Here is a 19,022-nt window from a genome sequence, read left to right on the forward strand (position 1 = left end):
CCCTAACCTCTTGACCACCTGCCAGTTTTTTTCGCATGAATAACAAAAAGGACGCTAACCCATCCCCTTACCTTCAGCGGCAAGCACATGTGTTAGCGTCCTTCATTTTAAATAAATTTATTTTTCGTCGTACAGCTTAGCAACTTGGTCCTGAACCTGCTTGTGGCCCAAGAACTCATCATAAGTCGTGTCGGCCCGGTCAACGATGCCCTTTGGTGACACCTCAATGATTCGGTTGGCAATCGTTTGAATGAACTCGTGGTCATGGGAAGTGAACAGGATACTGCCACTGAACCCAACCAGACTATCGTTCAACGCGGTGATGGATTCCAAGTCCAAATGGTTGGTTGGATCATCCAGCAACAGCACGTTGGCCTTGCTCAACATCATCTTGGAAAGCATGGCCCGCACCTTTTCGCCCCCGGACATCACGTCAACTTCACGGTTCACGTCGTCGCCAGAGAACAGCATTTTCCCTAAGAACCCACGGAGGAAGGTGTTGTCGCTTTCTTCCTTGGAAGCGAACTGACGTAACCAGTCGATCACCGACATTTGGTTTTCGGCAAAGTAGTCGTTCACGTTCTTAGGCAGGTAAGTCGTGCTGGTCGTTTGACCCCAGACCACGTTACCGCTGTCTGGTTCCAACTCGCCGGCAACGATTTGCATCAACGTCGTGGTCGTCACGTCATTCCGGCTGATAAAGGCGGTCTTCTCACCTGGCCGCAACGTGAAGCTCACGTCGTCTAAAATCGTCACGCCGTCAATGGCCTTGGACACATGTTCCAGGCGCACTAAGTCGTTCCCCAATTCGCGTTCTGGATTGAACTTGATGAAGGGGTACTTCCGTGAGGATGGCTTGATGTCATCCAGCGTGATTTTTTCCAATTGCTTCTTCCGCGACGTTGCCTGCTTAGACTTCGAGGCGTTGGCACTAAACCGGGCCACGAATTCTTGCAGCTGCTTGATCTGGTCGGCCTTCTTAGCGTTGGCGTTGGCCTTCAATTGGGCGGCCAATTCGCTAGATTCCATCCAGAAGTCATAGTTCCCAACGAACAGCGTAATCTTCCCAAAGTCCACGTCACACATGTTCGTGCAGACCTGGTTCAAGAAATGCCGGTCATGAGAAACGACGATGACGGTGTTTTCGTAGTCAGCCAGGAAGTTTTCCAGCCAACTGATCGATTGAACATCCAACCCGTTGGTCGGTTCGTCCAACAGTAACACGTCGGGGTGACCGAACAAGGCTTGGCCCAACAGGACTTTCACCTTTTGGGGTTCGGTCAGTTCACTCATCGGCACTTGGTGGAGTGATTCGTCGATACCTAAAGCTTGTAGCATTTGGCTCGCTTCGGCTTCAGCTTCCCAACCACCCATTTCACCAAATTCACCTTCCAGTTCAGCGGCCCGAATCCCATCTGCGTCGCTAAAATCTGGTTTCATGTAAATGGCGTTCTTTTCTACCATGATATCGTAAAGTTTCTTGTGGCCTTGAATGACCGTGTCCATGACCAAGTTATCTTCAAAAGCAAAGTGATCTTGGTTCAAGCTGGACATCCGCTCGTTTGGTCCCATTGAAACGTTCCCACTAGTTGGCTTTAATTTGCCTTCGATGATTTTCAGGAACGTGGACTTCCCAGCGCCGTTAGCGCCAATGACCCCGTAGCAGTTTCCTGGGGTGAACTTAAGATTAACATCGTCGTAGAGCTTCCGGTCGGAGAACTGCATACTGACATTATTGACGGTTAACATGAACGATACCTCCTGTATTTGCGTGTAAAAAACCAACGTGTCTGGTTAACGGCGACGTTGGCTTCGACTTATATTCGTTATGACATGTTAGCGTAGTTTACCATAAATCTTACTGACAAGCAACGTATCCGCTGGGTTCTTGAACATAAACCCGAATGCGATGGACGAGTCCGTTCCCGGCGGCGGATTCAAGATGCCCTGCTGTGGGGAACGGCTCCAGCCTAAGGAACGGGCTTCCACCTCGGCTTGAAACCTCGCTAAGGTTCGCGAGTTTCCAAGACCGTCCCGTGCTCTAAACTGAGAAGCCCCCTCAGTTAAGACCACTGACACAGCTGGTCATCTTGATCCGCCTCTGGTCACTCACATTGTCCACGTGAGTTTACGTTAACTACGGAACGTCCACTACAAATTCTGCTCACCAATTGCATAAAGATTACGCACTGTTCATGATATTTTTACTTAACGTAATCACCTGAATTTTCCATTTCAAAAATTCCACCTACGACCAAGACTGCTCCGCCGCATACTTTTCACGGTAAGTCTTGGGCGTCATTTGGTAGCGTTGCTTGAAGGTGACGAAGAAGTTTTTCTCCGTGCGGAAACCGGTCTTCATGGCGATACTTTGGATGGATTCCTGCGAGGTCATTAGGAGCTGGGTGGCCCGCTCCAACCGAATCTGCCCCAGGTAGACCTTAGGTGAAACGCCCATGTATTCCTTGAAATAGCGGGAAAAATAAACGCTGGAGTAGTTCAGTTGTTCGGCCATTTTGGCAATCGAAACCGCCTCACCATAGTTGTTCTGAATCTCGGTAACGGCTTGGCGTAAGGGATCTGGTAACGGCAGCTGGTCGCTATTGACTTGGCCATTAACCGTCAAGTGTTTTAACAACTGACCCACCAATTGATATTCCGCACCTAAGCTGGCTAAATAATCTGCGCGCTCATCCGGTTCCATCACGGCGTTGGTCGCCAAGGTGTGCACCGACCGCGCCAGCTCCTGGTACGGATCGGCACGCAGGTCTAAGTCTAGTGGCCCCCAAATCGGCAGCTGCTCATTGGCCACCACGTTCCGTAGCCATGCTTGCGGCAACAGCAACGTGATGATTTGATTATCCTCGTCTAAGAAAGTTTCATAACTGTGGACAACTTCAGAATTGACCACGTACAGGTGTTCCTCGGTCAATTCATACGATGAGCTCCCGATATGTACGGTGCCCGGGTGCCCCCGATAGGCATAGGCCAATTCAACGGCTTGGTGCCAGTGTGGCAAAACCATTTTTGGTCCACCAGTCCCGTGTGAAATAACCCGCAGTGGCAAGACAGTAGTAAAATCTAAACGTTCATGATACGGCCGTGGCATTCCAGATACCCCCATTTCTGTCCTTTCGGCTGAGATATACCAATTTAACTCACTCTTTAGCTACAAGCATAACACGTCCGATGAGAATAAGGTTAAATTTAGTAATCCAATCATCAGATTACGGGATTATAGATTTGTGTTCCCCCCGATATAATGAACTTGTAACATCCGGATGGGCGTTAAAAAGTCTTGTATCTGACCATTGACCAGATTCGATGATTATCGGTTTAGTATTTAAGGGGAAATACCTAACCGACCGTCCACCCACCTGGAATGATTTGGGCCGTAACCAAATCATTCTCCTTTAGAAAATCAGACCGCAAAGTTCCGTCGTTGTGGGGGCAACGGCCGAACCGGCAACACTTCCAACGTGTTCGTCTGATTTTCCCAGTCGTCTCTGGGGGGAAACGACCGAGAAAATCACCAACAGGATAGGTATTGGCCATCGGAGTCTTTGGGGGAAACAGTAAAGTCGCGCCTTGGGGGGCGTGACTTTTTTCGTTTTGGACTAGCGAAAATCAGTGTCATTTTGCCGTTCCCGACGGTGGGCTCAAGATGCCCTGCTGTGGGGAGCGGCTCCAGCCTGAGAAACGGGCTTCCACCTCGCCTGAAAGCCTGGAACACCACCAGTCTTCCAGGTCGTCCCGTGCTCTAAACTGAGAAGTTCACTCAGCTAAGACCACCGACACAGCTGGTCATCTTGGCCCACCTCTGGTCACTAACATTGCGCACCAATTATCACTAGCTGTAAAAATTCTGACAACTTATAATTATGACTTCCCATCTGCCCTAAGCATATTTGTTAAATACGTCATTCAAAAAAGGTCAATCCCCAATCGGATTGACCTTTACTATATCTATTCTGTTGATTGGTTCGGTCGCAAACTCTCTGGTCGCTTCAGTAAGAACGCCATCAGGTAGGACACAATCAGGAAACCAGCCACAACCAGGTATGGCACGTGGGTGTTCCAGTCGAGGAGCATCCCCGACATGATTGGCCCAACGATGTTCCCGATACTGGTCAGAGACATGTTCAGCCCATTGATCAGACCTTGGTCGGACTCACTAGCCTTCGTCAGCAGCGTGGTAATCGCTGGCCGCAAGAGGTCGAACGCTGAGAAGATGACCAGCGTGGCAATCATGACTTCAATCTTCGTGTGCGCCTGCGTGATCCAAATCGTACAGATGGCTGCCAAGAAGAAGCACATCCGGATGACCCGACGCTCACCAAATTTGCTAACAAGCGTGTCAAACATGGCCACCTGCAGGAACAGGGAAATCAGTCCGTTTAACGTCAAGACCAACGCAATGTTGCTCAAACTAAAGTTAAATACTTCGTTCACGTAGATACTGTAGATGCTTTCAAACCCTTGCAGGCCAAAGGAGGAGACCAGAATCATCGTAAATAAGATGATGATGGGCACCGTCCAAAACGCCCGGGTCATGGGGTGAGCGGAAGGCTGCGCATCCACCGCTGGTTCTTCAACGACGCGGTTAGTTTCGACGTCACTTGGTAAGAGGCTAATCAAGACGATGGCACTAATCAGGCCTAACGCACCGGCCACCCAGAACGGCGTCTTGTAGCTGATACCGGCTAGAATCCCCCCGATACCAGGGCCCAAGATCAGACCCCCACTAAAGGCCGCCGACAGCCAGCCGATAACCTTGGCCCGTTGCCGTTTCGTGGTAATGTCGGACGCTAACGCCATGGCGGTTGGCACAACCATCGCGGCGGACAGCCCCCCAATCAGCCGGGAAATGTCGAAGACCCACAGGTAGTTGGTCAGGGCAAACAGGACTTCGGAGACCATGAATAAAATCAGGCCCGCCGTCAGGACTGGCTTCCGCCCAATTTTGTCGGATAGTCGTCCAATCAAGGGTGACGCCACGAACTGGGCGAAGGCAAACAGAGCATTCATAATCCCCATGTCGGTTGCGGTTAAATGCAGCTCGGTCTTCAAGAATGGCATGACCGGTATGATCAAACTGATTCCTAAACACACTAAAAATTCACTAAAGATTAAGATAAAAATGGCCCGTTTCGTTTTTTTCGTCACGGTGGCTCACCCCTTCTCTGAGATTTTGACAACAATATTATAATAATAACAATATTTAATGACAGTTGTCTAATCTTACGCTCAAAGAATAACGGGTGCAACCTTTATTTTATTAATGTTTGCAGCGCCTACCGGGTGGTGAAAATGAGATTGGAACGCGGTGGGCAGGACGTCCAGAGCCAAAGTACGGTCTCTGAACTCGCTTTGAGCCTCAAAAGTCGAGTCTCAAAGTCGCCATTTGCTAGGCTCTGCCCAGCAAATCCCACGGCTGAACTCATTTTCACCACCCTCCCGGCTAACATTGATTTAGCCCCAGTAGTCGATTGCCACCGTTTCTCTAGCCACTCTTATGATGTATTTCAGAGTGCAGTTGTCCCGGTCTATTGGTAGTCAGCGTACGAGACAAAGTCGTGTCTATTCACTTATCATTCAGAAAAAATTAGATTTTTCTAAGTTATCTAGCCGTTCCATTACCCAGTGCCCTGGCCCAGCGTTGGTAATTTGCTGCAAAGACGCTGTCGCGAGCGTAGACCACGTCCAAGTCGTGTAACAAGTGGCCGGCCGGTAAAGGCAGGACCTTCAGCTGTCCACTGGCCAACTCGTCAGCCACGACCGAGCGGTAGACGAAACTGATACCTGCGCCCCGTAACAACAATTGCCGAATGGCCGCTGGATTATTGACGGTGATCAACTGACTGAATTCAGCTAATGTGACATTGGCCGCCTGAGCCAGACTGACCAAAATTTCCCGGCTACCAGACCCCTCTTCCCGGACCAACAAGGGATATGCCGTGAGGTCGTGCCAGCTCACGGCTGACTGCTGGGCGACCGGTTGATCTGCGGCGATGACGCCAACGAAGGGTTCCTCCCGAACAATTTGATAGTCGTAACGGGTCTTGTCAAAGTTTCCTTCAATTAAGGCAAAGTCGCTGGTTCCCTCATCGATGGCCGTCAATGCCGCCTGGGTATTGGTTACCTGACAGGTCACTTGCCGGTAGTCCGCCTGGTCTTGTAGCAACCGAATCAATTGCGGCGCGAGAAATTCACTCAGCGAAAGGGTTGTGCTAAAGGTCAGTTGCCGTTGAACCTGCGGATGCTGGAGGCTGGCAACGACCTTTCCCGCCTGCACCTGAACCCGCTGCACAAAGGCAGCCAGCTCTTGTCCCGCCGGCGTAATGGTTAAATGCGGCCGCTCGTAGTGCACCAACTCCACCTTTAGTTCCGTCTCCAAGCTCTTGATCTGTTGCGACACGGCCGGCTGCGTAATAAACAACTGCCGGGCCGTTTGCGTATACGATTTGGTCTGCACCAGGACCAGCAACGTTTGATAACGATTATCTAACATTGGGACACCTCCAAATTAGCTTTATTATAAGCCGAATTTATAGTGTTATTAAATATCCCAATTTTATCTTATAACGAGTTTCCAGTAAACTATTACTTGCTTAATAAGAACGACAATCCAGCTGAAACCAGCGATAGGATTGCATGAACGATAGCTAAATAATTGGCAACCGTGAGTGACCAGAGGCGGATCAAGGTGACCAGCTGTGTCGATGGCCTTAGCTGAGTGATTTTTCTCAGCTTAGACCATGGGGCGACCTTGGAGACTGGTGTTTTTCCAGGCTCCAAGGCGAGCTGGAGGACCGCCTCTTAGACCGTAAGCGTCCCCCACAGCAGGGCACCTTGAATCCGCCGTCGGGAACGCACACTTGCAAAACATATTTGAGGAGGAGTTTCATTTGGATATTCGAGCAACTATGGCAACGCGCAGCTTCTGGGGTGCCGCTGGCCTGACACTAATCTGCGCCGTCGCCGGCAGTGAGCTGGCTCAACTGCCTTACCTGAACCTAGTCGGCGCCCTGGTCATTGCCCTCCTGCTGGGCATGGCGCTCCAACTGGCACCGCGCGCCGTCAACGCCAATCGCGCCGGCATTGGTTTCATCAGTAATAAATTTCTGCGTTTAGGGATTATTCTCTTAGGGTTCAAATTGAACCTGATTCAACTCGCCCAAGCCGGTGTCAAGACGATTACCCTGGCCGCCGTCGTGGTCACCGGGATGGTGCTTCTGACCTACAACCTCAGCCGTAAGCTCGGCGTTGACCGGGAATTGGCGATTCTCACCGCTACCGGGACCAGCATCTGTGGGGCCGCCGCGGTGATGGGCGTGTCACCGCAGATCAAGGTGAGTCCGGACAAGGCCGAACGGCAACGCGAAAATGAAGTGCTGGCCGTGGCCATCGTCGCTATTTTAGGAACGGTCTTTACGCTGATTGAAATCGGGTTGAAGCCCCTGCTCCACCTGACCGCCGTCCAATTTGGGGTTATGACCGGGGGTTCCCTGCACGAAATCGCCCATGCCGTTGCGGCTGGGAGCGCGGGCGGTCCGGTCAGTCTGGATACGGCCATCATTACCAAATTATCGCGAGTTCTGTTGCTGGCACCGGCTGCCCTCATTATTGGCTGGTGGTACCAGAAACAAACGGCCGGCACCACGACCAATGACGGCCCCACCAAACTGCCAATTCCTTGGTTCATGGCTGGCTTCCTGTTGACCAGCGTCATCGGTACCTGGATTCCATTGGGTGCCGCTACGTTAGCTGCCTTGGTCAAATTGGCCTACATCTTCTTGGGCATGGCGATGGCTGCCCTTGGCATGAGCGTCAACTTCCGCGTCATTTTCCAGCGCGGGGGTAACGCCTTTCTCGCAGCCACACTATCATCTGTCGTCCTCTTAACCGGTGTGACGATTGCCAGCAAATTATTCTTCTAGTCACTCTTTTAACCGACAACACAATTAAAGCGACGCCCACTAAATTGCGGGTGTCGCTTTTTTCGTGAGGGCTGTTCCGCTATCACAGGGCTAACAAATGCTGGAACGTCCCACTGTCCCATAGGATGTACAGCCCGATTAGGATGTACACGGCAATCGTAATGTAGCGCCCTTCCTTTTCCAAAACCTCCGCTACCTTGGGCAGACAAGCCAGCCGGTACCCAATTTCCCAGAAAATCACGACCATCACCGCAAACGTCAGTAAAATTAATGGTATCGTGGCTGGCGCAACCGTGGTAAAGAGTGGCACATAAATGCCCACGTTATCCGCCCCACAGGTTGCCATGGTAATCAACGCGACACTGCCAATCAGGCGTTTCGGATCAGCCACCTTCGCCGCAATGGCGTCGGTATCATCGTCATCCCCGGCCACCCAGAGCTTGATTCCCAAGAAAATTGGGATCAATCCCAGAAACCCCAGTAGCCACGGTGCGGGCACGAAACCCAGGAAAAACGCAATGGCTAACGAGCTCCCCACCAGCACAATGGTCCCTAAAAAATCCCCGATTAGGACCAGCCAGCGGTCTTGGTGCTTTACGCGGCCGAAGATTACCATTAGAATAATTAAGTAGTCTAACCCGGTGGAGATGTACGCCGTCACCCCGGTTAAAATCGTCTTCATCATGAACCCCTCCCCTTACATATGTTATCTATGACATATGTTATCACGTTCATATGAAAGGAGCAAGCTTTTTCATGTCGGATATTACCGAAAACGTGCATTTAATTACAGAGCCCGCGCTGGGTGCGTCTCAGGATATTTTTAAATTATTAAGCAATACGACGCGCCTGCAAATTCTCTACTTACTGGAACAACGGGAACTCAACGTCAGTGAGCTCAGTACCTTGCTGGCAGCGGAACAATCCGTGGTCTCCCACCAGTTGGCCATGCTCAAAAAGGAACAGTTAGTGTCCTCACGTCGCGTGGGCAAACAGAGTTTTTACCAACTCGATGACCCGCATATTTTAGATATCGTTAACGAAACCCTAGCGCACGTGGATCACGTGTTGCGCGGGAAAACACATGGACATTAAAACCGTTTGGAATGGACGTTCCAAACGGTTTTTTGTTTGCGATTATTGGTTTTTACGTTCGCCTTTGAAGTAATGATTGCCATATTTCTTGGCCAAATGCTTACTATGATAGCCATGACTAAATGTCCAATATCCAGCGCCAGTAGCTGTCTGCAAAACAGCGTGTTTGTGACCACCTAATTTATGGACTGTTTTCCGATAGGAACTACCAGCCCCCGCTGTTTGATACCATCCCAAAGTATTGACCCAACGCTCTTTGTTAGTAAGCGTCGCCATTCTGGCAATAACCCAGGTCGGATGTTTTCTCTTCGTACCAACCTTTACACTGTAGTTTTCTTTTCGCGAGTGCACGCGATTTACATAACCATCTCCAACAATCTTTTTAGCTGTAATTTTAGTCCGATACATTTTATGATCTTGATAACTATACCAAGTCCCCCGAATGCGCTTAGGAAAGGTCTTCATTGTTCTTCGCGTCTTAGCAAACGCCACCTGATTCGATGAACTCGTCATCATTCCTACCCCGAATATCATCGATAAAACCAGAACCACTAAAATACCACGTCGTTTCAACTTCATGAAATCTCCTCCAAATATTTGTTTACTACGGCGTATATTATCCGCCAAGTATTATTCGTATTCAATATTATTTAGGAGGACTTTTGTTTTTAGCTGACGAGTAACTTGTCTGTTGCTGATTACGCTGTCTGAACCCGTTAATCTTGCTCTCACCAATATATCCGGAAACTTGCGGCTTCTGAAACGTGCTACTACCGGGCAACTGGTTCCGCTTAACACCATTAAGCAAACGACCCAGGCCCGGGGTCATTCACTTAATGCCGTTAATGCTCGCCAGCTAACCGCCCTGCGTACCACTCTTATCCGAAACGTGCTACGCGAACCAGACTCCTGCGCCTAGCAAAAGAAAGAGCTCCTGATCGACGTTGTTTTTGCTGATTACGCTATCTGAACCCGTTAATTTTGCTCTCGCCAATCTATCCGGAAACTTGCGGCCTCCGAAACGTGCTACGCGAGCCAGGTTCTTCCGCTTAGAAAAATAAGGTGTCCTGCTCGGCCTTGCCGAACAGAACACCTTATTCCTCTAATGCTCGGAACCTAAACGGCTCGCTCCGCACTCTCTACATCTTCATACCCATTTTCTCATAAGAACTCATCCCAGGCAGCTTCAAGTCCTTCACGTCAATCCCGCGTTCTTCTGCGACCGCATTCATTAACGTGTCCATATCCATCAGCTTGTACGTCTGTGGATGGTCTGGGTCGTAAGCCTCAATTTGCGCCATCATCCCACCATCTTCGTGTTCGATGATGTGACAATGATACATGTAGACCCCGGTGTGTTCGAACCAAACCTTGATTCGAACCGTTTCGCCTGGGTTGACGCCGACCGTATCCTTCAGCCCATGTTCGTTGGCGTATGGTTCATGGCCGTTCCGTGACAGCACTAGGAACTGGGTCCCGTGCATGTGGAACGGGTGAACCATGCCAGCGTCCATGTCGTTGGTGTTGGTGACGTCCCAAAGCTCAACGTTGCCGACCTTTTGCCGGGCGTCGATCCGTTGCATTTCAAATTTCTTGCCATCCATCATAACGGCTTCATCCATCCCGGACATGACGACCTTGCGGACTGGCGTATCAGGCGTCACGTCTGGATTTGGAATGTCGACCAGGTGGTCTGGCAACTGGGTGTCGTCCGTTTCAAAATCGTGGACCCGGAAACGAACCAACGGCACATCATCGCTGTACAACGTGACGGTGTGGCCCGGGGTCACCTTGCCAAAGTCGACAATGATTTCGGCCCGTTCCGCACAGGTCAACATCAAGTGGGTGAATTCAACGGGTTCTGGCATCACACCACCATCGGAAGCAATTTGCGTAAATGGTAGGTCATCGCTAAAGTGTAACCGCCATTCACGCCGGTTGGCGCCGTCTAGGATTCGTAAGCGTAGCCGTTGCGTGGTGACATCAAAGTAAGGATTGATGGTCCCGTTGATCATGGCTGTTGGGCCCTGAACGCCATCTGGATCGTAGTCGGCTTCGTAATCCCACTGATTATCTTCGTGGAAACGGCGGTCCTGCAAAACCAACGGAATGTCATCGACCCCATAATTGTGTGGGAACGGCAACTTAGCTTCCGTTTCATCCGTGACCAGTGCTAGGCCAGCCAGGCCGTGCCAAACTTGTTCCGCCGTTGATGGGCACGGATGAGCGTGTAACCACAACGTGGCGGCTGGTTGGTCAACCTTGAAATCAATGTGGCGGGTCTTCCCGGGATAAACGGGGGCGTGGCAACCGCCATCGGTATAAGGGCCTGGAACGTTCAACCCGTGCCAGTGGAACGTGGTTAGTTCAGGCAATTCATTTTTCAAATCAATATGCATGGTCTTGCCCTTGGCAAAGACAACCGTTTGACCCAGTAAGGAGCCATTGTAGCCCCAGGTCTTGGTCTTCTTACCAGGCAACAACTGGGTTTCACCGGTCTGCGCAACGACCGTGTAATAAGTATCCGTCGGGGTTTCCTTATCCGGCTTCAAAAGAGGTGGCACCCGCAATGGTTGTTGTGGCACATCGGGTTCCTCTAGTGGCACATAGCCCCCATCATGCGTGTTATAAGCTGTTTCATCAAAGAAATAATCAGTATGGATTGATTTTGTCATTTTTCGGACTCCTCTTCGATTATTTAAGCAGATGTATCTGCCTCAATGATACCGCATTCACGAAAGAAGAAAAAGTCTCCGCTCACGAACGCATCTGTTCCACCCCGAGAATCGGTCGGCAAATGAAAAAGCACCCAGACCAGTTCCGTCTAGATGCCTCATTACCCTATTAATCTATTTACGCAAAACAATTTTCAAAGGCGCAGACAATCCCGTCAGCCACCTAATCTATCAATTTTTCACAACTAAGCCAGCTGGAACAAGCGGCTGAACGGTAATGGTAGCCGAAGGTGAGTAGCTATGGAATCCCGTGTCGATGGTGTTAAGTCGGTATCTCTGAAATTCTAATTTCAACAACCCTAATCAACAACTGGAACAAACGACTGACCCGGAACGTTAGCCGGAGGTGGTTAAGTCTGCTTACCCGTGAAAATGGCGTTAGACCGAGCGTTTCTCGGCCTTACACCCTAGACATTGCTACGTCGAGTCAGACAACTGGAACAGACGGCTGAACGGTAATGGTAGCCGAAGGTGAGTAGCTATGGAATCCCGTGTCGATGGTGTTAAGTCGGTATCTCTGAAATTCTAATTTCAACAACCCTAATCAACAACTGGAACAAACGACTGACCCGGAACGTTAGCCGGAGGTGGTTAAGTCTGCTTACCCGTGAAAATGGCGTTAGACCGAGCGTTTCTCGGCCTTACACCCTAGACATTGCTACGTCGAGTCAGACAACTGGAACAGACGGCTGAACGGTAATGGTAGCCGAAGGTGAGTAGCTATGGAATCCCGTGTCGATGGTGTTAGGTCGGTTTCTTCGACCTTACAGCATGGGACGTCCGTAAGACTCACGTTTTTAGTGAGGCTTACGGGCGAGGCTGAAGACCGCTTTTTGGCTTCAGTCGTGCCCCACGGGCTGGAATAGCTACTCACCGCAGGCGGCAACCACTTACCGGTCAGTCCGGGCGCGGAGGGCGTAGAGGATGGTGACCGTATCCACCACTTCCTGGAACACCGCCCCAATGATGGCTGGAATGACCCCGAAACTAGCAATCAGCATCAGGACCGTACAGATGATAATCCCAATCATCACGGCTTGTTTCGCGACTCGCATGGTATCATGGGCAATCGCCCGGGCCGTGCTGACCCGCGTCAAGTCATCCTTCAGGACAACCGCGTCCGCGGATTCACTGGCCGCAGTGGCCCCATGTGCGCCCATGGCAATGCCGACATCGGCGGTCGCCAGGGATGGCGCATCGTTGATACCGTCACCGACCATGGCAACCGGCCGGTGTTCCGCGGGTAGGTCCGCCAGCACCTGAATCTTATCCGCTGGCAAACACTCGACGTGAATTTGGTCGATCCCGACCTCACCCGCAATCTGTTTGGCAATCGGTTCGCGGTCCCCGGAAATCATGAGGAGGTTGCCGACGCCCAGGTGATGCAAGTCATTCATGGTCTGGGCTGCTTCCGGCCGGACCTGATCACTGAAGCTCACGTAGCCCTGATAGACCCCGGCGGCGGAGACATAAACCGCCGTTTGGTCCGGCTTCTTAACGGGTTCATCGGTCACAAAGGACGCCTTCCCGGCCCGGACAACTTGGCCGTTGATGGTAGCGACGACCCCCTGTGCCGTGGTTTCCTTCACGTCCGTCGCCACCAGAAGCGGTTCGGTGTTCGCGGCCACTAAGGATTGCGCCAGCACGTGACCCGAATGTTGTTCCGCACTCGCTGCCAGTTGCAGGAGTGTTTCAGTTGGAACGGCCGTCACCGGCACGACCTTATCGACCACCAATTTCCCTTGGGTGATGGTCCCCGTCTTATCAAACGCAAACGTTTTGACCTGCGCTAATTTTTCCAGCGTAGTCCCCGTCTTGACGATGATTCCGTTTCGGCTAGCCCGGCTCATCCCCGAAATCAGAGCAATCGGCGCCGCCAGAATCAGGGGACATGGTGAGGCGACAACCAACACTTCCGCCAACCGGACTGGGTCGCCAGACAGGTACCAGGCAATCCCAGCAATCACGTAAGCCAGCAAGGTAAACGGCACGGCATAACGATCGGCCATCCGCACGAATTTGGCTGGTTGTGATTCGGCTTGCTTAACCAACCGTACAATGTTTTGGTACTGACTGTTGTCGGCGGTCTGGTCAGCAATCAGATAGACCGAGGCCTCCCCGTTAACACTCCCGGACATGACGGTGTCACCGGCCTGTTTATCAATGGGACGGGCTTCACCGGTCAGTGAGGATTCGTTGACCGTGGTTGGACCCGTCTCTAGCGTCCCATCGACTGGCATGACTTCGCCGGGCTTGACCAGCAACCGGTCACCCACGACGACTGTCTGGATGGCAACGTCCGTAATCATGTCGCCATCCGCCTTGTGCGCAGACTGGGGCGAATTGTTAAGGAGTTCCTGCAGCTCACTGTTGGCTCGCCGCGCGGCAAAATCTTCCAGCGCGTCACCCCCGGTCAGCATCAGGAGGACAATCAAGGCCGCCCAGTATTCGCCAACCGCCAGCGTGGCAACAACCGCCGTAATCGCGAGCAGGTCCACCCCGAATTTTCCTGACCGCAACGTCTTAACCATTTCAACGAACATCATTAAAGCCAGCAAAATACCCAATCCGGTAATCAGAATTTGTGCATAACCCGCCTGGTGATTCACAAATTGGAGCCATAACGCAATGACCCCTAGAATGATAACGAACCAGAATTGTTTGTACTGACGTAGTTGTTGCATAAAATCCCCTCCCCATTGATTTGTTTGTAACTTGAGTATAGCAGAGCTTGTGACTTTTGCCACACTTGACGAGTCAGTCTTTCGACCGCTGAACTAACTGAACGGTCAACCGTTGACCGCAACAAAAAAGTGAGACCCGCCCAACGGCAAGTCTCACATCAATGACCCAGTTAACTTAGAAATGTCGGCGAATCACGGCACCGCCAAGCGTTGCCAAGAAGACCGTTGCACCGAGGAGGCTGGCAATATTGCCATTAGCATCCTTGGTTTGAGGTAACTTGGTGTTGGCACTAGCATGGTGCAGGGTCGTTGTCGTGCCTGGCGTCTGTGTTGCGGTCGCCTTAGACACTGCTGGCTTGGCAGCGGCTTTAGCTGTGGCAGCTTTCTTAGCAGCGGCCTTTTTAGCAGCAGCTTTCTTCTTGGCTTTAGCAACTTCTTTGGCTGCTTCTTCCTTCTCTTCTGCTTCCTTTTCCTCTTGCTCGCGGGCTTCTTCTTCCTTGTCCGTTTCGGTACCACCATCGACATCAATGGTCCCAGTGTCTTCGTCCTCTTCCTCTTCGTCAGTTTCGTTCACGTCACCGCTCCCGGAACCGCTATTCCCCGTAGAAGAGGAGACTTTACCGTTGGCTTCTTCCGAATTCTTTCCACCGGAAGTACCGCCACCCCAGGTCATCACGGCATTGTTGCGGAACTTGTAGCCGGAATGAATCAGTGAAGGATCGGTCACCTTGGTGTAGTAATCAATCGTAACCAGATTGTTCACGGTATTGTTAAATTTTAAATCAAAACCCTTGTCCGTGTAGGTCACATCGTAGTCCGTGCCTTCCGTCATGGCTGGCTTTTCACGAGTATAGCTCGTGTTGGTGTTCCAGTGGGCATTGCTGACGGTGACACCCTTGATTAATTCTTGGTTATCACCAATCGTGTCTTTGATGTCCAGGTTCTTCATTTCAATTTCACGCCGGTCAACTAAAATCGTCCACTTGATGGTCCCATCGTCTTGCAGGACCCCCTTCTTGGACATGTTGGCGTCGTTTTCAACGATGTTGATTTGCGAGGTACTGCTGCCGTTATTCTCCAATGGGAAAACAACGTCCTTCTCACCGGAATCATCGTAACGGTACTTGGTGGCCAGATTCAACGTTAATTTTGCATTCGTCTTGCCCTCAAGCGCGTCGTTCATGGTGATGACCACGCCCGTGTCGGACACGACGGCGGTCCCAATGACCTTTCCAGTTTCATCCTTCACGTCAAAGGTGTCTCCCGGATTCTTCCCCTTTAAATTCTCAGGAAAGTCCAGGGTGATGGTGTCCCCACTATGTATTGGTGTGTCGCCAAAGTTCAGTTTGTACTGAATGTCAACGGTATCGGCGTGTTTGAAGTCTGGTCCGTTCGTGACACTAGCCGCGGTGGTAAAATCAGCCCCGTTGTGTGTGGCCGCCTTGGCTGGTGTCGCAGTCTGGCTGACAACTAACACAAAGACTAAACTAAGCAGTCCAATTAGTAGTCGCCAAGCTTTACTGTTCTTACTCAAAAAAATCCCCTCCCATAACTTTTACGTAGTTTGAGTATACGCGCCTCACCGGACACTTGGCAATAGTCCCTAGCCAGGTTGCCTTAAATGATAGGTTGCATTCAAAAAGCGCCCCCGAAAGTAACTCTCGAGAGCGCCCCGGCCCCTAGCAGATTCGGGTGCCTAACGTTTGCATTTCTTTCTTCAAATCTAAGTCGGATTTTTCTTCGGCCGTGTAGGTGATCATCCCAACGGCACTGTCGAGGATTCCCGTGTCATCGCGTAAGGAAAGTTGGTTGAAGACGCGGTCCAGAATCAAGCCGTTGTTCAGGTACAGTTCCGTGTCGGCATTGGTCCACAGATTTAGACCGGCATCGTTTTCAACGGGAATGCTGTACTTGGGGTCCGGCTGGGTCAAGGCCACGAACTGGAACTTGTCGCCAATGGCACAGCTTCCACCCAACGTGGAGTACTGATTGGACCCATCATCCAGCGTTAATAAGAGCACTGTCTCCGGCTGAACGTTGTCGGCTAAATACGTCTTGGCCGCATCTTTAATTATCATTTTCATCATTAAATCCTTCTTTCCAGGTCGTGGTTAAAATGATTGTGTTTCTGGGATTATCTATTCCCAGCGGTAGGTGCTTGTTTTGTCAAAGCAATTTCATTGTGCACAACCATTTATACACCCAGTTCGCCTGAAAGTAAACGATTTTGCTTACAAATAGGCAGTGTCAATTTGGAAAGTCATTGATACCTACGCAAACCAAAAAATCGCCAACCACCGATGAACGCGGCAGTTGACGACTTTTACGGTTAGGACATTAACTTTCAAAACTCCGTTTGACCATGGCAATCAACTCGTCTTCCGACAGGTTGAGCTTCTTGGCCTCGCTGGTGAAACCCGCCACGTAGCGTTCCGAGAACTCTGACCGGCGCTTCTCACGGATCATGCTCTCAGCTACCGGCGTGACAAACATCCCCAGCCCCCGGCGTTTTTCAATCATCCCCGCCGTTACTAGGCGGTTCATGCCCTTCAAGGCAGTCGCCGGATTGATATGAAATTCTTTGGACATTTCAGTCGTCGACGGGACCTGTTCGCCTGCCTGGTAAATGCCGGTAAAGATGGCGTCTTCCATCTGCTCGGCCACCTGCAGGTAAATCGGTTCCGGACTATCAAAGTTAAAATTCATACAATTTCCCACATTCTTTTGACGTGCATTTCGTCACTAGTCGTTCGGTGCTTGTGGCAACACGATGCGCCAGTACAGGGCCAGCGTGATGAGGTAATAAATGGCGTACAGCCCGATAAAGATCAGGAAGGTACTGCCAATTCCCAGATAGGGACTCATCGGCGCGGCCATCAGTGGCTTAAACATTTGTAGCCCGAACAAAACATCGATTACTCCCATGATACCAGGAATCAGGAATAAAATCCCAATTTCTTTTGCAATGCCGTGGCGCATCAAGCTTTGACGCACGCCGACCTTGTACAGCATCCGGTAACGACGTTGGTCGCCGGGGGCCCCAGAGAGAATCTTAAACATCAGGCAGGACGCCAGCATGGCCAGGAACGCGATTCCCAAGAAGTACCCAATGAATTCCAGTCCCCCGAAGAAGGCCAACATCATTTCATAGTTCTGGTAATTGCCGACCGTCATGGTACCCGGTTGGCTGAAGCGCGCCGTTTCCAGCTTGTTCAGTTTCTTCAGCGCTGGGAGGTCCTGTTGCAGGTTCTTGACCCGCACCGTGGTGACCGTGACCACCTTCCCGGATTGTTTCGCAAACTGCTTAGCCGTCAAGATCTTCGGTGCGTAGGCGCCCACCTTGCCCAAGGCTAAACTGAGAAAGTCTAAATCACTGATGCCGGACTTCTTGAATTTCGTCAAGGATTCCGTGTACAGCTTCTGGTCATTCATGTTGCCAGAATTGCTGTGCGCCCGCAGTTCAACGGGTGTTGCCGCCAATTCACTGGCGTTGTAGTACACCGTCTTGCCCTGGCGTTTTTGCGTGTAGGTCGCCTGATGGGCAATGTGTAACTGGTCGATTAATTTCTGCTCGCGCGCCGTTTTATCATGCACGGCAACCGTGTACGTGCCAATCTTCTCGGCCATCATCGGCAATTGGCGGTGATACCCGGAGCCGACGGTAATCGCGCCCAGGGCCATGGCAAAGAGCAATGACACAATCGTCAACATCCGCGTGTAATTGTGGACCCGGAAGTTTAACTGGCCTAATAGGAAACCGTTCAAGTGTTTCTTAGCCCAACCCGTGTGCCGTAACGCCCGAATTACCATTAAAATGGTTGCCCGGAATAACAGGTAGGTCCCCAACGTAATCGTCACCAAGCCAATTGGAATCGCTAATAACTGCAGTGCCTTGATGTCAGCCAAGGCCCAGTAGCCGGCAGCCAGGAAGCCGATGCCCAGCACGCCTTGGACCATTTGCCGCAACGGCTTGACCTTCGGCTGGTTGGCCAATTCATCACTGTGTAACAATTTCAACACGGTGGTCCGTGTCAGCTTGATCAGGTTAAACAGGGACGCCAGAATGAACAACCCCACGTAGAGCACGCCGGTAGCCACGATGGCTGGTACGTAGACCGCCGTCAAATGGCTCAGGTGTAGCCCCAACATATTTAGCAGGAAGCCCACTAAGAATTTGCTCATCAATAATCCCAAGACCAACCCAATCGCCGTCGCAACGGTTCCCAGAATCAACGTTTCCAGGAAGACGAGTTCCCCGACTCGTTTGCGCGTGGCCCCGAGCATCATGAACAGCCCGTAGTCGTGTTGCCGCATGCTCAGCAGGAAACTGTTGGCATACATGATGTAGACCACGGTGATCAGGATCAACAGGACCGCCCCGAAGCCAAAAATCACGTTGGCAGAAGAGATGGCGGCGTTGGCCTTCAGAAAGGCCTGGTTCGTTGCCAGGTTGGCGAACATGTAAAAGATGGCGGCCGACATGGTCAGGCCTGCCAGCAAGACCAGATAGTCTCGCCGCCGGTTCTTAATCCCGGCTAAAGCTAATTTTCCTAACATCGTGCGTCCCC

Annotated in this window: 14 protein-coding genes; 2 read left to right on the forward strand and 12 right to left on the reverse strand. The window is 51.3% G+C overall.

What is annotated here, in order from left to right; translation table 11 throughout:
- Positions 1 to 117: 117 nt before the first annotated feature.
- The 4 genes from ACEPST_RS03025 to ACEPST_RS03040 all read right to left on the reverse strand — a co-directional run bounded on the left by ACEPST_RS03025 (position 118) and on the right by ACEPST_RS03040 (position 6,511).
- Positions 118 to 1,749, reverse strand: coding sequence for an ABC-F family ATP-binding cassette domain-containing protein (locus ACEPST_RS03025; RefSeq protein ID WP_204121885.1), 1,632 nt, complete (start codon positions 1,747 to 1,749; stop codon positions 118 to 120).
- A gap of 499 nt (positions 1,750 to 2,248) precedes the next feature.
- Positions 2,249 to 3,124, reverse strand: a complete 876-nt coding sequence (locus ACEPST_RS03030; RefSeq protein WP_395425078.1) for an AraC family transcriptional regulator — start codon at positions 3,122 to 3,124, stop codon at positions 2,249 to 2,251.
- An 842-nt stretch (positions 3,125 to 3,966) separates the two neighbouring features.
- Complete coding sequence (locus tag ACEPST_RS03035; protein ID WP_204121883.1) at positions 3,967 to 5,166, reverse strand: MFS transporter; 1,200 nt, start codon at positions 5,164 to 5,166, stop codon at positions 3,967 to 3,969.
- Positions 5,167 to 5,620: 454 nt separating this feature from the next.
- Complete coding sequence (locus ACEPST_RS03040) at positions 5,621 to 6,511, reverse strand: LysR family transcriptional regulator (protein ID WP_204121882.1); 891 nt, start codon at positions 6,509 to 6,511, stop codon at positions 5,621 to 5,623.
- Positions 6,512 to 6,926: 415 nt separating this feature from the next.
- Here ACEPST_RS03040 and ACEPST_RS03045 point away from each other — a divergent pair, with 415 nt between their 5' ends.
- The gene (locus ACEPST_RS03045) at positions 6,927 to 7,940 is read left to right on the forward strand and encodes a YeiH family protein (RefSeq protein WP_204121903.1); all 1,014 of its coding nucleotides are present in this window, start codon (positions 6,927 to 6,929) and stop codon (positions 7,938 to 7,940) included.
- An 82-nt stretch (positions 7,941 to 8,022) separates the two neighbouring features.
- Here ACEPST_RS03045 and ACEPST_RS03050 read toward each other — a convergent pair whose 3' ends face one another.
- Complete coding sequence (locus ACEPST_RS03050) at positions 8,023 to 8,622, reverse strand: cadmium resistance transporter (RefSeq protein ID WP_239064539.1); 600 nt, start codon at positions 8,620 to 8,622, stop codon at positions 8,023 to 8,025.
- Positions 8,623 to 8,696: 74 nt separating this feature from the next.
- On the opposite strand from ACEPST_RS03050, the gene ACEPST_RS03055 reads away from it, so the two are divergent.
- Entirely contained in the window at positions 8,697 to 9,035 is a 339-nt protein-coding gene (locus ACEPST_RS03055; protein ID WP_203642230.1) for an ArsR/SmtB family transcription factor, read from the forward strand.
- A gap of 42 nt (positions 9,036 to 9,077) precedes the next feature.
- Here ACEPST_RS03055 and ACEPST_RS03060 read toward each other — a convergent pair whose 3' ends face one another.
- The 7 genes from ACEPST_RS03060 to ACEPST_RS03090 form a co-directional block, all read right to left on the reverse strand.
- The gene (locus ACEPST_RS03060; RefSeq protein WP_204121881.1) at positions 9,078 to 9,614 is read right to left on the reverse strand and encodes a hypothetical protein; all 537 of its coding nucleotides are present in this window, start codon (positions 9,612 to 9,614) and stop codon (positions 9,078 to 9,080) included.
- A 560-nt stretch (positions 9,615 to 10,174) separates the two neighbouring features.
- On the reverse strand, positions 10,175 to 11,710 hold the full coding sequence (locus ACEPST_RS03065) for a multicopper oxidase family protein (RefSeq protein ID WP_203642237.1): 1,536 nt from the start codon (positions 11,708 to 11,710) through the stop codon (positions 10,175 to 10,177).
- 950 nt (positions 11,711 to 12,660) lie between these two features.
- Positions 12,661 to 14,454: a heavy metal translocating P-type ATPase gene (locus tag ACEPST_RS03070; protein WP_204121880.1), complete on the reverse strand. Its 1,794-nt coding sequence runs from the start codon at positions 14,452 to 14,454 to the stop codon at positions 12,661 to 12,663.
- Positions 14,455 to 14,629: 175 nt separating this feature from the next.
- Positions 14,630 to 15,988, reverse strand: coding sequence for a collagen binding domain-containing protein (locus tag ACEPST_RS03075; protein WP_204121879.1), 1,359 nt, complete (start codon positions 15,986 to 15,988; stop codon positions 14,630 to 14,632).
- A gap of 145 nt (positions 15,989 to 16,133) precedes the next feature.
- Positions 16,134 to 16,538: an iron-sulfur cluster biosynthesis family protein gene (locus ACEPST_RS03080; RefSeq protein ID WP_204121878.1), complete on the reverse strand. Its 405-nt coding sequence runs from the start codon at positions 16,536 to 16,538 to the stop codon at positions 16,134 to 16,136.
- 253 nt (positions 16,539 to 16,791) lie between these two features.
- On the reverse strand, positions 16,792 to 17,160 hold the full coding sequence (locus tag ACEPST_RS03085; protein WP_204121877.1) for a GntR family transcriptional regulator: 369 nt from the start codon (positions 17,158 to 17,160) through the stop codon (positions 16,792 to 16,794).
- Positions 17,161 to 17,196: 36 nt separating this feature from the next.
- Positions 17,197 to 19,011 (reverse strand): FtsX-like permease family protein, encoded by a 1,815-nt coding sequence (locus tag ACEPST_RS03090; RefSeq protein ID WP_204121876.1) that lies wholly within the window; start codon positions 19,009 to 19,011, stop codon positions 17,197 to 17,199.
- Positions 19,012 to 19,022: the final 11 nt, after the last annotated feature.

The organism is Levilactobacillus sp. FUA 3915 (genome assembly GCF_044053135.1).
Classification (GTDB): domain Bacteria; phylum Bacillota; class Bacilli; order Lactobacillales; family Lactobacillaceae; genus Levilactobacillus; species Levilactobacillus lanxiensis.